Origin of the sequence: Paraburkholderia sp. JHI2823, assembly GCF_038900695.1 — a bacterium.
Taxonomy (GTDB): Bacteria; Pseudomonadota; Gammaproteobacteria; order Burkholderiales; family Burkholderiaceae; genus Paraburkholderia; species Paraburkholderia mimosarum.
Genome location: NZ_JAYMRY010000001.1, coordinates 258302 through 271437, shown reverse-complemented (window position 1 = coordinate 271437; position 13136 = coordinate 258302). Strand labels below are relative to the sequence as shown.

General features: G+C 65.8%; 12 protein-coding genes. 8 read left to right on the top strand and 4 right to left on the bottom strand.

What is annotated here, in order from left to right; genetic code table 11:
• Nucleotides 1-234 precede the first annotated feature (234 nt).
• The 4 genes from rnr (at nucleotide 235) to VSR34_RS01350 (ending at nucleotide 4806) form a co-directional block, all read left to right on the top strand.
• A complete protein-coding gene (gene rnr, locus VSR34_RS01365; protein WP_028209999.1) occupies nucleotides 235-2697 on the top strand; it encodes a ribonuclease R in 2463 nt (820 codons plus the stop codon).
• 215 nt (nucleotides 2698-2912) lie between these two features.
• Complete coding sequence (gene rlmB / locus VSR34_RS01360) at nucleotides 2913-3656, top strand: 23S rRNA (guanosine(2251)-2'-O)-methyltransferase RlmB (RefSeq protein ID WP_028209997.1); 744 nt, start codon at nucleotides 2913-2915, stop codon at nucleotides 3654-3656.
• A 99-nt stretch (nucleotides 3657-3755) separates the two neighbouring features.
• The gene (rpiA, locus tag VSR34_RS01355) at nucleotides 3756-4451 is read left to right on the top strand and encodes a ribose-5-phosphate isomerase RpiA (protein ID WP_342961690.1); all 696 of its coding nucleotides are present in this window, start codon (nucleotides 3756-3758) and stop codon (nucleotides 4449-4451) included.
• A 142-nt stretch (nucleotides 4452-4593) separates the two neighbouring features.
• Entirely contained in the window at nucleotides 4594-4806 is a 213-nt protein-coding gene (locus VSR34_RS01350) for a hypothetical protein (RefSeq protein ID WP_028209995.1), read from the top strand.
• Nucleotides 4807-5041: 235 nt separating this feature from the next.
• Here VSR34_RS01350 and VSR34_RS01345 read toward each other — a convergent pair whose 3' ends face one another.
• Nucleotides 5042-5776, bottom strand: a complete 735-nt coding sequence (locus VSR34_RS01345) for a Crp/Fnr family transcriptional regulator (RefSeq protein ID WP_342961689.1) — start codon at nucleotides 5774-5776, stop codon at nucleotides 5042-5044.
• A 747-nt stretch (nucleotides 5777-6523) separates the two neighbouring features.
• On the opposite strand from VSR34_RS01345, the gene VSR34_RS01340 reads away from it, so the two are divergent.
• From VSR34_RS01340 to VSR34_RS01325, 4 genes are all read left to right on the top strand, one after another.
• Entirely contained in the window at nucleotides 6524-8083 is a 1560-nt protein-coding gene (locus VSR34_RS01340; RefSeq protein ID WP_342961688.1) for a mannose-1-phosphate guanylyltransferase/mannose-6-phosphate isomerase, read from the top strand.
• Nucleotides 8084-8219: 136 nt separating this feature from the next.
• Complete coding sequence (locus VSR34_RS01335; RefSeq protein WP_342961687.1) at nucleotides 8220-8381, top strand: hypothetical protein; 162 nt, start codon at nucleotides 8220-8222, stop codon at nucleotides 8379-8381.
• A 79-nt stretch (nucleotides 8382-8460) separates the two neighbouring features.
• Nucleotides 8461-9180: an FCD domain-containing protein gene (locus VSR34_RS01330; RefSeq protein WP_028209992.1), complete on the top strand. Its 720-nt coding sequence runs from the start codon at nucleotides 8461-8463 to the stop codon at nucleotides 9178-9180.
• A 171-nt stretch (nucleotides 9181-9351) separates the two neighbouring features.
• The gene (locus VSR34_RS01325; protein WP_342961686.1) at nucleotides 9352-10329 is read left to right on the top strand and encodes a Gfo/Idh/MocA family oxidoreductase; all 978 of its coding nucleotides are present in this window, start codon (nucleotides 9352-9354) and stop codon (nucleotides 10327-10329) included.
• Between the two features lie 77 nt (nucleotides 10330-10406).
• On the opposite strand, the gene VSR34_RS01320 is transcribed toward VSR34_RS01325, so the two are convergent.
• From VSR34_RS01320 to VSR34_RS01310, 3 genes are all read right to left on the bottom strand, one after another.
• Nucleotides 10407-11066, bottom strand: a complete 660-nt coding sequence (locus VSR34_RS01320; RefSeq protein WP_028209990.1) for an amino acid ABC transporter permease — start codon at nucleotides 11064-11066, stop codon at nucleotides 10407-10409.
• 134 nt (nucleotides 11067-11200) lie between these two features.
• Entirely contained in the window at nucleotides 11201-11998 is a 798-nt protein-coding gene (locus VSR34_RS01315) for a transporter substrate-binding domain-containing protein (RefSeq protein ID WP_342961685.1), read from the bottom strand.
• A gap of 85 nt (nucleotides 11999-12083) precedes the next feature.
• Nucleotides 12084-13118: a quinone-dependent dihydroorotate dehydrogenase gene (locus VSR34_RS01310; protein ID WP_028209988.1), complete on the bottom strand. Its 1035-nt coding sequence runs from the start codon at nucleotides 13116-13118 to the stop codon at nucleotides 12084-12086.
• Between the last annotated feature and the right edge of the window lie 18 nt (nucleotides 13119-13136).

The window sequence follows — 13136 nt, the reverse complement described above, 5'->3', positions numbered from 1 at the left end:
CGATGCGAGTGTTAGAATGCCTCGCAGCAGTTCCGCCGGCGAACGTAAGCGGTCTCCCGGGTTTGCGCGGGCGCATCGCGGTGCGAGTGGATGTCCTCGCGCGGGCCGGCGGATTGCAGCACTCGAAGACCGGGGCGCCGCCCGGATGGATTGCACATATTGCACATTCGTATCTCAAATTTGGGTCGCGCGAAATCCGACGTCCACGCAACGAGAACAACCATCGACAAGCCCTTGAGCAAATATCCGTACCCGATTCCCAGCCGCGAAGAAATCCTGGGCGTGCTGCGGACCAGCGACTCGCCGTGCACCGCGAACGATATCGCCGAGGCGCTTTCCATCAAGCGCCAGGAGCGCGAAGGATTCTTCAGGCGGCTCGCCGCCATGGAGCGCGACGGGCAGATCCGGCTCGATTCGCGCGGCCATTACCAGCTCGCCCATCCCTCCAGTTTCGTCGCGGGACGCGTGCAGGGCCATCGTGACGGCTACGGTTTCCTGGTACGCGACGACGGACAGGACGACCTGTTCCTGCCGCAAGGCGAAATGCAAAAGGTCATGCACAACGATCGCGTGCTCGCGCGCATCGTCGGCTATGACCGGCGCGGCCGCCCGGAAGGGCATATCGTCGAAGTCACCGACCGCGCGAATCGCAGCGTGATCGGGCGTCTGCTCAACGAGAACGGCGCGCTGATCGTCGCGCCCGAGGACAAGCGCATCGGCCACGACATTCTCGTCACGCAGAATCCCAAGAAGGCCAAGGTCGGCCAGGTCGTGGTCGTCGAGCTGACCGACTTCCCCAGCCGCCATTCGCAGCCGCTCGGTCGCGTCATGGAAGTGCTGGGCGACATCGACGATCCCGGCATGGAGATCGAGATCGCCGTGCGCAAGTACGGCGTGCCGCACGAATTCAGCAGGCCCGCGCTCGACGAAGCCGCAAAGCTGCCCGACGCCGTGCGTCCCGCCGACATCCGCTATCGGGTGGACCTGCGCGACGTGCCGCTCGTCACCATCGACGGCGAAGATGCGCGCGACTTTGACGACGCCGTCTATTGCGAGCCGATCCAGGTCGGCCGCGGCGAGGGCTTCCGCCTGATCGTCGCGATCGCCGACGTTTCGCATTACGTGCTGCCCGGCACGGGCCTCGACATCGACGCGATCGAGCGCAGCACCTCGGTGTATTTCCCGCGCCGCGTGATTCCCATGCTGCCCGAGAAGCTCTCCAACGGGCTGTGTTCGCTCAATCCGCACGTCGATCGCTGCGTGCTCGTGTGCGACATGGTGATCACCGCGCGCGGCGAGATCAAGGCGTACCAGTTCTATCCGGGTGTCATGCACTCGGCCGCGCGCCTCACGTATACCGAAGTCGCGGCGGTGCTCACGAACACCAAGGGACCGGAGGCGACACGCCGCGCGGCGCTGCTGCCGCAACTGCAGAACCTCTACGGCGTGTACAAGTCGCTCTTCGCCGCGCGCCAGAAACGCGGCGCGATCGACTTCGATACGACGGAGACGTATATCGTCTGCAACGCGCAGGGCAAGATCGAGCAAATCGTGCCGCGTCAGCGCAACGACGCACACAAGCTGATCGAGGAGTGCATGCTCGCCGCGAACGTCTGCGCGGCGGACTTCATGAAGCGCCACAAGCACCCCGGCCTTTATCGGGTGCACGCGGGACCGACCGCCGAAAAGCTCGAGAATCTGCGCACCTTCCTGCGCGGCATGGGGCTCTCGCTCGGTGGCGGCGACACGCCGCACGCGAGCGATTACGCCGCGCTGATGGCGCACATCCGCGACCGGCCCGACGCGCAGATGCTGCAGACCATGCTGCTGCGCTCGATGCAGCAGGCCGTCTACAGCCCGGACAACATCGGGCACTTCGGGCTCGCGTACGAGGCCTATGCGCACTTCACGAGCCCGATTCGCCGCTATCCCGATCTGCTCACGCACCGCGCGATCTACGCGATCCTGCAGGGCAAGAAGTATCAGCCGCACGCGCCCGAGGGCGTCGAGCTCAACACCGCGCTTTCGCCGCGCGCGCGCGCGTTGCAGGCCGAGGACGAAGAGAAGCGCGGCCGGCGCGCCCGGGGGAGCAACACGGCGATCTGGGAAGAACTGGGCCTGCACTGCTCGGCAAACGAGCGCCGCGCCGACGAAGCCTCGCGCGACGTCGAGGCGTGGCTCAAGTGCTACTTCATGCGCGACAAGCTCGGCGAGGAATACGGCGGGATGGTGAGCGGCGTGACGTCGTTCGGCATTTTCGTGCAGCTCGACGCGCTCTTCATCGAAGGTCTCGTGCACGTGACGGAGCTGGGCTCCGACTACTTCCAGTACGACGAGATCAAGAACGAGCTGCGCGGCGAACGCACCGGTATTCGCTATCGCCTCTCGGATCGCGTACGCGTGCAGGTGAGCCGCGTGGATCTCGATGCCCGCAAGATCGACTTCCGTCTCGTGCGCGATACGCCCGTGAAGGCGGGTGGCAGCCGGCCGATGCCGGCCGAGAAGGGCGGTATGGAAGGCGGTCCGCGCGTGCGCGCGATAGCGGGCGGCGACGCCGCGCGGCAGAAGCGAGCCGCGCCGGCGCCGAGCGCCGCGGTCAAGGAGGCGCGCGCGGCGCGCGGCGCAGCCAAGACCGCGAAGAAGCGTTCGGCCGCCAAGTCGACGGCCAAAAAACAGCCGTCGCGCAAGAAGCGCTGAGCGTTAAGCGGGGCGCCTGCCGCGCTCCGCCGCCGTTTCATGTCCGGGCCGCGCCGCCGAGCGCGTGCCCGGTTTTTTCACTTGCGTGCCACGCCTCGCTTGCCAGTTGCGGGCGTGACGCGCAAGCGCCGAACGCATCGCGCGGCCGGCTGTATCAGGGTTGTCGGCGGCGCAGTGTCTGCGCCGCGAACCGTTCATCAGGGGTTGTCTCAGTCATGTCACGTCTCAAGGTTCTTTACGGGTTTCATGCGGTGACCGCGCGTTTGCGGCACGACGCGTCCACGGTCGAGGATGTCTACTACGATCCGACGCGCCGCGACCGCCGCATGCAGGACTTCCTGCACGCCGCGAAGGAAGCCGGCGTGCGCGTGATCGCAGCCGACGAAACGCGCCTCTGGGGCCTCGCTCATACGGAACGTCACCAGGGCGTGGTGGCCCGCGTGCGCGATCTGGCGCTCGCCCAGAACCTCGCGGAGCTGCTCGACGGCATCCAGGGCTCGCCGCTGCTGCTCGTGCTCGACGGCGTGACCGATCCGCACAATCTCGGCGCGTGTCTGCGCGTAGCCGACGCGGCCGGCGCGCACGCGGTAATCGCGCCGCGCGACCGCGCCGTCGGGCTGAACGCCACGGCCGCGAAGGTGGCGAGCGGCGCGGCGGACACCGTGCCGTACATCACCGTCACGAACCTCGCGCGCGCCCTGCGCGAACTCAAGGACGCGGGCGTGTGGGTGGTCGGCACCGCCGGCGACGCGAGCGCGAACCTCTATGAGACGAAGCTCGATGGCCCGGTGGCAATCGTGCTCGGCGCCGAAGGCGAGGGCATGCGCCGCCTCACCCGTGAAACCTGCGACGAAGTCATGCAGATTCCGATGGCGGGCACGGTCGAGAGCCTGAACGTGTCCGTCGCTTCGGGCGTCTGTTTGTTCGAAGCGGTGCGGCAGCGCTCGGCCGCGCGCTGATCGCCTTACGCGTGATCCGCGAGATGCGGGCAGCCCGTGCCCGCATCTCCGGTAAACTACGCAGATTCCCCGTTTTTCCCCTCCTCGGGCTGTACTCCCATGACTCAAGACGAACTCAAGCAACTGGTCGGCCAGGCCGCCGCCGACTATGTCAACGCGAACGTGCCGGAAGGCGCCGTGATCGGCGTCGGCACGGGCTCCACCGCGAACTGTTTCATCGACGCGCTCGCCGCGAGCAAGAGCCGCTATCGCGGCGCCGTGTCCAGTTCCGTCGCCACCACCGCGCGCCTCGAAGCGCATGGCTTCAAGATTTTCGATCTCAACGAGATCGAATCGCTGCCCGTATATGTGGATGGCGCCGATGAAATCGACGGCGCTGGCGCCATGATCAAGGGCGGCGGCGGCGCGCTCACGCGCGAGAAGATCGTCGCATCGGTGTCGGACGTATTCGTCTGCATCGCGGACGCGAGCAAGCGCGTCGACGTGCTCGGGCAGTTCCCGCTGCCCATCGAAGTCGTGCCGATGGCGCGCACGGCGATCGGCCGCCGCGTCACGGCGCTCGGCGGCGTGCCGGTGCTGCGCGTCCAGAAGGACGGCTCGCCCTTCATCACTGACAACGGCAACGAGATCCTCGATGTCAAAGGCTTGCACATCAATGACCCGCGCACGCTCGAGGCGCATGTCAATGCATGGCCGGGCGTAGTGACGGTGGGTCTGTTCGCTGCGCGCGGCGCCGACCTTTGCCTGCTCGGCGGCGCAGCCGGCGTCGAGCGCATCGAATACCGCAAGGCCTGAGCGACCTCGCGCGGGCGGTAGCTGCGGCAGGTTTTGCCTGTACGCTGCCGCTCTTTTTTCCGGCAGGCCTGGCTGGCCTGCCGAACGCAATGTCGCGCCTAGCTGCTGCGGAGGTGTCGTTGTTTGCAGGCGCAGCGTGGGTGTGGACGACTTCCGCGAGGCGGCTGCACTGACCGATCATCCCTGTGGCGGGAACCGCAAGGTCGTGAAGAACGACGGCGCGTCGGTGCGATTGCGCAACGCCGATACCAGGACGGATGCGAAGGTCCAGGAACCGGCCGACCCGTTCGTGCGCGAACCCGAGAACCTGCCTCCGTTGCCGCTTGCCCAGGCGCTGGCACCTTCGACACACTGAATCCCGCGAGGCCGGAGAGAAGAGGGTACTCCCTGTTCTCTCTCCGACTGAACCGGATTCGATTGTTTCGTTATCCTCTATGTTTGTGCTGCACTCGATCTCGCTCGACTGTCTTCGTCATGATGGAGACGAGGCATCCAGATGCGCAAAAGCGTGCCACGAAAGGCACGCTTTGCGCGCAGACGTCGAAGGGAGAAGCTCGCGGCGGGCAATGCCAACGCGCGCGAGCTTGATTTCACTCGACGGTTTCGGCCTGGCGCAGTCGCGGCAGCAGCCGGTCGAACTCTCGGCGAACGAGGCCGTAGCATTCGCAGGCACGGGCTTCGAGGCCCTCGCGATCGAGCACACGGATATGGCCGCGGCTGTGATGGATGAGGCCTTCGTCGTGCAACTTGCCCGCTGCTTCGGTAATGCCCTCGCGGCGCACGCCGAGCATGTCGGCGATCAGTTGCTGCGTGACGGCGAGATCGTTGGACGCCACGCGGTCCACTTCGATCAGCAGCCAGCGGCACAGCTGCTTGTTGAGCGAGTGATGACGATTGCACGCGGCGGTCTGCGCGACCTGCGTGAGCAGCGCATGCATATAAAGCAGCATGAGGCGGCGCAGGAAGTCGGAGCGTGCGAACTGCTGTTTGAGCGCTTGTGCGCTCATGCGATAGGCGAAGCCCGCGCATTGCACCTGCACGCGGTTGGGCATCGTCTCTCCGCCGGTGAGCACGGGCACGCCCGACATGCCTTCGCGGCCGATCGCGGCGATCTCGACCGAGCTCCCGTCTTCCATCGTCGAGAGCAGCGAGATGATCGCAGTGGTCGGGAAGTACACGTGATGAATGCGCTGGCCGGAATCGCAGATCAGCTGTTCGGTGCGCAGATGAACGAGTTCGAGGTGCGGGGCGAGAGCCTGCCATTCATGCGACGGGAGGGCGCCCAGCAAATGGTTGCCGTGAAGATCGGATTGAAGGGTTAACATGACTGGTCCTCGTGCGAGGCGGCTCGCGCTGCCTCCTGTTTTTTGATTCCGTCCGCGAACTGTTTTTTGTTCGCCGTTTCCCGTACGGCTCTTGTGTTCGTCGTGCCGGCCCCATAGCCCTGCGTGCTCCCGCGCGCGGTGTCGTTCGTTCGCGCCTGCGCTCGTGTGGCGATCTCTCTTTAGCAGGGTATGTGCCAGCGGCAGCGAAACCACGTCTGCATGCGGGCTGGCGCGATGCGTCCATGATGCAGCGCGGTATAACGCCGCGTTTTTGTTTCAGTTTTGTACGGCCATTTTGCGTTGCATCACTGTGCGCAGCGAATTTTTGTAAGGCGCAAGCCGCTGATTTCATTGATTTTTGCAGCGCACGGCTGGAGACGTTCAGAAATGGCTCCTTACTGAAACATCGACGCGGGAAGCTCTGGTCTGCTATTGGCGGCTACGCGGAAAATCAGGGTTTTTGATTCAGTTCTGTTGCTACGCATGCGTTCCTCGCAAAAAAACGTTCGACGGTGAAACGTCGCGCCGCGAGTGCGCTCGCCTGGGCACGTGCGATCAATGTGGGTATACGTACAGAGTGGTTCGGTGAGCTTTGGTCCAATGAAGCCCGTAAAAGGTCTCGGAGGTTAAGAGACCGCAGACGTCTGAGAGGTCCGGGAGGCGCGCGATGCTTCGGGCGAGATCGCCAACAGGAAGCGGCGCAGATCGCCTGCGCGACCCGGCGTATTTCAACGGGGAGCACACTGCATGAACCAGCTCGTGACGCCTGCCGGCCTGCTCTCGGCAGCCAATGAACGCGAAGTCGCACTGATCGTTCAGCCCGTGGTGCTGGCCGGTGGCTCGGGCACGCGCCTCTGGCCGCTTTCGCGCGAGCATTGTCCGAAACAGCTGATCGATCTGCTCGACGGCGAGTCGCTGCTCGAGGCGACCGTGCGGCGGCTCGACGGCGTGTACGCGCAGGCGGGCTCGGTGATCCGCAAGGCCGCGCCTATCGTCGTGAGCAGCGAGGAACTTCGGCTCATGACCGCCGACCGCCTCAGCCGCAGCGGCCAGCCCGCGCGCGTCGTGCTGGAGCCGGTGGCGCGCAACACGGCGCCCGCCTTGACGCTCGCGGCGCTGGTGGCGCGCAGTGCCCAGCAGACGGCGCTCACGAGCGACGACGCAGGCGCCGTTTGCGACAGCGACCCGATCCTCGTTGCGATGCCGGCGGACCACCTGATTGCCGATCGCGCGGCTTTTGCCGCCGCGCTGGAAGAAGCGGTGGCGTACGCGGCGCGCGGCGCGATCGTCACACTCGGCGTGCCGCCGCAGCGCGCCGAAACCGGATATGGATACATCGGCGCGGGCGTCGCATTGGGCGCGAGCGGCGCGCGCCGGATCGAGCGCTTCGTGGAGAAGCCCGACGCCGAGCTGGCGGCGAGCTACCTCGCCTGCGGCGATTACCTCTGGAACAGCGGCATTTTCGTCGCGCGTGCATCGGTATGGCTTGCCGCGATCGCGCATTGCCGGCCGGCCATCGCGGCGCAATGCGCGGCGGCGTTCGAGGCCGCCGTCGTCGACGCCGACGGCACCGTGCATCTCGACGCGGACGCGCTCACCGCGTGCCCGTCCGATTCGATCGACTACGCGGTGATGGAGTCGGTCGGCTCGGACGCACGGCTCGCGGGTGTGGTCGTGCCGCTGGTGGCGGGCTGGTCGGACGTCGGCGCCTGGGACGCGGTGTGGCAGGCGTCGACCAAGGACGCGAGCGGCAATGTGGCGCGCGGCCGCGTGATGCTCGAAGACGTGACGGACACCTTCGCGCATTCGGATGGGCGCCTCGTGGCTTGCGTGGGCGTGCACGGCGTCGTGGTGGTGGAAACGGCCGACGCGGTGCTGGTCGCGGCCAAAGATCGCGTACAGGACGTGAAGGCCGTCGTGAACAAGCTGCGCGTGCAACGCAGCGAGGTCGCGCAGCACCACCGCCGTGTGGAGCGGCCCTGGGGCTGCTATGACTCGCTCGATCGGGGCGAACGCTTCCAGGTCAAGCGCATCGTCGTGAAGCCGGGCGGGCGCCTGTCGCTGCAGATGCATCACCACCGCGCCGAGCACTGGACCGTGGTGCGCGGCACGGCGCGCGTCACGCGCGGCGAGGAGATTTTCCTGCTTGCGGAAAACGAGTCCACGTACATCCCGCTTGGCGTGAAGCACCGGCTGGAGAATCCGGGCAAGACGCAGCTGGAGATCATCGAGGTGCAGTCGGGCGGATACCTGGGCGAAGACGACATCGTGCGCTTCGACGACCAGTACGGTCGTGTAGAGCGCTGAGAGCGCTGAAAGCGCCGGAGGCGATAACGCGCGCGCTAAAAAGCGTGCGAAAGAGAAACATGCGTACCGGTGTCCCTGCATATGCACAGCCAGGGAGTGCCGATGGATACAGAACGATCTGTGAAGTAAGTGGGCGATGTATACGATCGCCTTACAAGAAGAGCAGCAAAGCAGCACCTTCGCACAGCACAAGGGCCGCCGCAGCAAGAGTCAATACGAACAACACGCCTGCGTAGCAAGCCACATGTCAGGAGATATCCTGGCTGGCGAATTATGCGAACAGCATGGCAACGTATGACATAAGTTCGACCACGCACGAGGGCCCGCGCAGTAACCGGCAAACATGGGCGATAACGCCACATCGGGGGGGTAGGGTCATGGAACTGGGGAACAAGGAACGCTCGCTCGTCAGCAAAGTGATGGACGGGCTGATCGCAGGCATCGTCGAGGAGCGGTATGGCGCCGTGCTGCCGCCGCAGGATATCCTCTCGAAGGAGTTCGACGTGAGCCGCACGGTGATGCGCGAGGCGCTATCCATGCTGCTCGCGCGTCACATGCTCGATGTGCGGCCGAAGATCGGCACCCGCATCCGGCCCATGCGCGACTGGCGCATGATCGACGAGGATGTCGTGAACTGGCGGTTTCGCTCGAAGCCGGACAAGACGTTCTTGCGCGACGTGATCGAGTTTCGCGGCCTGATCGAACCGGCCGCATGCGCGCTCGCGGCTACGCGTGCCAGTGCGGCGGACATCGCTGGCATTCGCGATGCGTTCGAGGCGCTGCGGCAGACGGGCACCGACGATCCGAACTTTCAGAACGCTGACGCGCTTTTGCATACGCGCATCCTCGCCGCGAGCGGGAATCAGTTTTATCAGCAGATGGCGGCGATCATTCGCGGCGCGCTCTCGCTCGTCAACCCGATTCTCAGCGCGCGGGACGGCGGCTGGCAAAACGTCCTGGCGGCGCACGAACGCGTGATCGACGCGATCGAGCGGCGCGCACCCAAAGAGGCCGAAGCGGCCGCGCTCGCGATGATCGAGTACACCGCCGACGAACTCACTCGCGCGTTCGCCCCCGAGGCACTGGAGCAGCGCTAAGGCCGCTTTCGGGATGGATTCACCGGCTCGATTCGCTACCGCTACGGGCGAACCGAGCGGGATGGCGGCGAGTGCATTGCGGCGCGGCGTGCGTGCCGGTATCGTGCGTGTCTTTGGGCGCGCCGCGAGCGACGCGGCGGCCTCGGACCTCACAGCCGGAGCACGCAGCACATGAGCGACACCAAAACCATACGTTGGGGCATCGTCGGCGCGGGCCGCATTGCGCACCGCTTCGCGCAGGGCGCCGCACACGTGCCGCATGCACGTGTCGAAGCGGTCTGGTCGCGGCGCGCGGCAACCGCGCAGGCGCTTGCCGCCACCTGCGGCGCCCAGGCGTGCGAGAGTCTGGACGCACTCTTCGCCAGCGGCATCGACGCCGTCTACATCGCCACGATGCAGGACAGCCACGCGCACTACGCCATTGCGGCGCTCGAAGCCGGCCTGCCCGTGCTGTGCGAGAAACCTGCAACGGTCAACGGCGCGCAGCTCGAACGCGTATTCGACGCGGCGCGCCGCGCGCAGCGCCTCTTCATGGAGGCGATGAAGCCGCCGTTCTATCCCCTCTATCGAACGTTGCGCGCGCAACTTGCTGCCGATCCGATCGGACCCGTCGGGCTCGTGCGCGCGGGCTGCTCGGTTGCGAACGTGCCGGCCGATCATCCGTCGTATTCGTTCGAGCAGGCGGGCGGGGCGCTGCTCGACATCGGCGTCTACGAAATGTTTCTCGCGGTGGACTGGCTCGGCGCGCCACGCGAGGTGCAGACCATCGGGCGTCTAGGTGCGACTGGCGTCGATACGTTTGCGAGCCTGAACTGCCAGCACGAGCATGGCATCGCGCAGCTATTTTGCGGGCTCGATCTCCACGGCCATGGCGACGCGCTGCTCGCCGGGCCGCTTGGCAACGTGACGATTCATGCGAACTGGTGGAATCCGTCGCGCGCGACGGTGCGTTATGCCGATGGCCGCGTCGTCGAACTCGACGAGCCGTTCGAGGGCGGCGGCCTCAACTACGAGACCGCGCACTTCTGCGAACTGCTGCGCGCGGGTGCGCTGGAAAGCCCGGTGATGACGCACGACACGTCGCGCCGCATGCTTGCCATGGCGGACGCCGCGCGCGCGGCGCTCGGACTGCGCTTTCCCTGCGAGTGAAAGCTTCGCGAGCGGGCTGGAAACGGCACGGCCCGCATGTGCGGGCCGTGTGCGAAAGCTCGGTCGGGCGCGGAGTTTCAGTGCCGCGCGGGCAGCGCAAGGCGCTTTTCGTACCAGTGCTGGATCCACTCGAGCACCTGACACAGCACCCAGTAAATGGCGGCGGCCGCGAGATAGAGCGGCAGCGGCTGATAGGTCGAGGCGATGATCTCCTGCGCACTGCGCAGCAACTCCGTCACGGTGATGACGGAGACGAGCGAAGTGTCCTTGATGAGGCTGATGAGACTGTTCGAGAGGCTCGGCACGGCAATGCGCAGCGCCTGCGGCGCGATTACGTAGCGCAGCGTCTGAGTGCGCGAGAGGCCGAGGCTGTAGGCCGCGTGCCACTGGCCGCTGTGAATGCCGAGAATCGCCCCGCGCATGCTCTCGGAGAGATACGCCGCCACGTTCGCCGAAAGCGCGATCACGCCCGCGGGCGTTGGATCCAGCGAGATGCCGATACTCGGCAGTCCATAGTACACGACGAAGATCTGCACGAGCAGCGGGGTGCCGCGCATCAGGCTCACGTACACGCGCGCGACGTACACGAGCGCGCGGTTCGAGCTGATGCCCATGAGTGCGAGCGTGGCACCGCCGATGAGCCCGAAGATCATCGAGAGCACGGCGAACTTGACCGTCAGCACAGCGCCCTGCGCGAGCACCGGCAACGACTGGATGATGAGCGTGTAAATGGGCATGGGCGTAGTTACGAGATTAAGTTGCGCGGTTTGCTTGTGGCCGCATCGATGGCCGCAGATAGACGAAGGGCGGCATCGTGCGATGCCGCCCTTCGCGTCAGCCCGGCTGTGCGGTGCTCAGGAACATGGCGAGATCAGCGCGAGAGCGGCTTGGTCACGTCGATGCCGAACCACTTGTCTGAAATCTTCGAGAACGTGCCGTCGGCTTCGAGTTGCGTCATCGCGTCGTCGATCGCCTTGGCAAACTTCGGATTGCCCTTCCTGAAAGGGATGGCCGACGGGTTGCCGTCGCCTACGATCGCGCCAGTGCGCAGCGGCAGCTGCGAGTTCTTCAGCAGATACGCGAGCATCAGGCGGTCGTTGAGCGCCGCGTCGAGACGGTTCGCGGCGAGGTCGCGCAGATATTCGGGCGCGCCCGGATAGGTCTTCACGTCGATGCCCGGCACCGACTTGGCCATGTCCATGTAGTTCGTGCCGAGACCGACGCCTAGCTTCTTGCCCTTGAGGTCCTCGAGCGACTTGAACTGGCGTGTGTCGTCCTTGCGCTGGATGAGTTGCGCGGCCGAGTAGGTGTATGCCGGCGAGAAGTCGAGCGCAGCCTTGCGCTGATCGGTGACGCCGACCTGGTTCACGATCACGTCGAACTTGCCCGCCTGGAGGCCGGCGATGATGCCGCTCCACTCGGTCGTGACGAACTCGGGTTTCAGGCCCATCTTCGCTGCCACGGCTTTGGCGATGTCGACGTCATAGCCGACCAGCTCGCCATTGGGCGCCTTCGAATTGAACGGGGGGAACGTGCCTTCGAGACCCACGCGCAGCGTGCCGCGTGCCTTGACCTGATCGAGCAGGTCTTCGGCGTGGGCGCCGGCCGCGGCGAACGATGCGCCGACGACGGCGAGTGCAAGGAGTTTTTTCAGCAAACCGGATTTCATGTTTTCCTCTTGTTCTGCTGCTGCGATTCTTTGGTGCTAGTGCACGGCGCCTTCGATGCGCCATGACCAGCCTGCCACTATAGCTTCACGCGCGGCCCGAGGCCAGCGCCCGCGCGCATTCGGCGACGAGCGCCGGGCCGCGGTAGATGAAGCCCGTATAGAGCTGCACGAGCGAGGCGCCGGCCGCGATCTTCGCGCGCGCGTCGTCGCCCGAAAAAATGCCGCCCACGCCGATGATCGGCACTTGATCGCCCAGCTCGGCCCGCAGCTTGCGGATGACGTTGTTCGACGCATCGAACACGGGGCGCCCGGAGAGGCCGCCCGCTTCGTTCGCATTGGGCATGCCTTCCACCGCCGCGCGCGAGAGCGTGGTGTTGGTCGCGATCACGCCTTCGATCTTGTGGCGCAGGAGCGTGTCGGCGATCTCCTTGATCTGCTCGTCGTCGAGATCGGGCGCGATCTTCAGCGCGAGCGGCACGAGCTTGCCGTGCATGTCGGCAAGGCGCTGCTGCTTGTCCTTGAGCGCCGCGAGGAGGGCATCGAGTTCACCCGCGCCCTGCAACTGGCGCAGATTCTTCGTATTCGGCGACGAGATGTTGATCGTCACGTAGCTCGCGAACGGATAGACGCGCTCGAGGCAGAAGAGATAATCGTCGGCGGCGCGCTCGATCGGCGTATCGGCGTTCTTGCCGATGTTCAGGCCGAGAATGCCGCGATAACGCGCGGCCTGCACGTTCTTCACGAACTGCTCGACGCCGTGATTGTTGAACCCCATCCGGTTGATGATGCCGCCCGCCTGGGGCAGCCGGAAGATGCGCGGCCGCGGATTGCCCGGCTGCGGACGCGGCGTCACGGTGCCCACTTCGATGAAGCCGAAGCCCAGCGCGGCGAAGCCGTCGATGGCGGCGCCTTCCTTGTCGAGGCCCGCGGCGAGGCCCACGGGATTGCGGAACGTGAGGCCCATGACGGTGCGCGGCGAATCGGGCACGCGCGGCGCGAGGAGCCCGGCCATGCCGGTGCGCCCGGCGGCGCCTATCATGCGCAGGGAAAGGTGGTGGGCATCTTCGGCGTCCATGCGAAAGAGCTGGTCGCGGACGAACGGATAAAGGGTGCTGAACACGGAAGGGAAAGGCGCGGG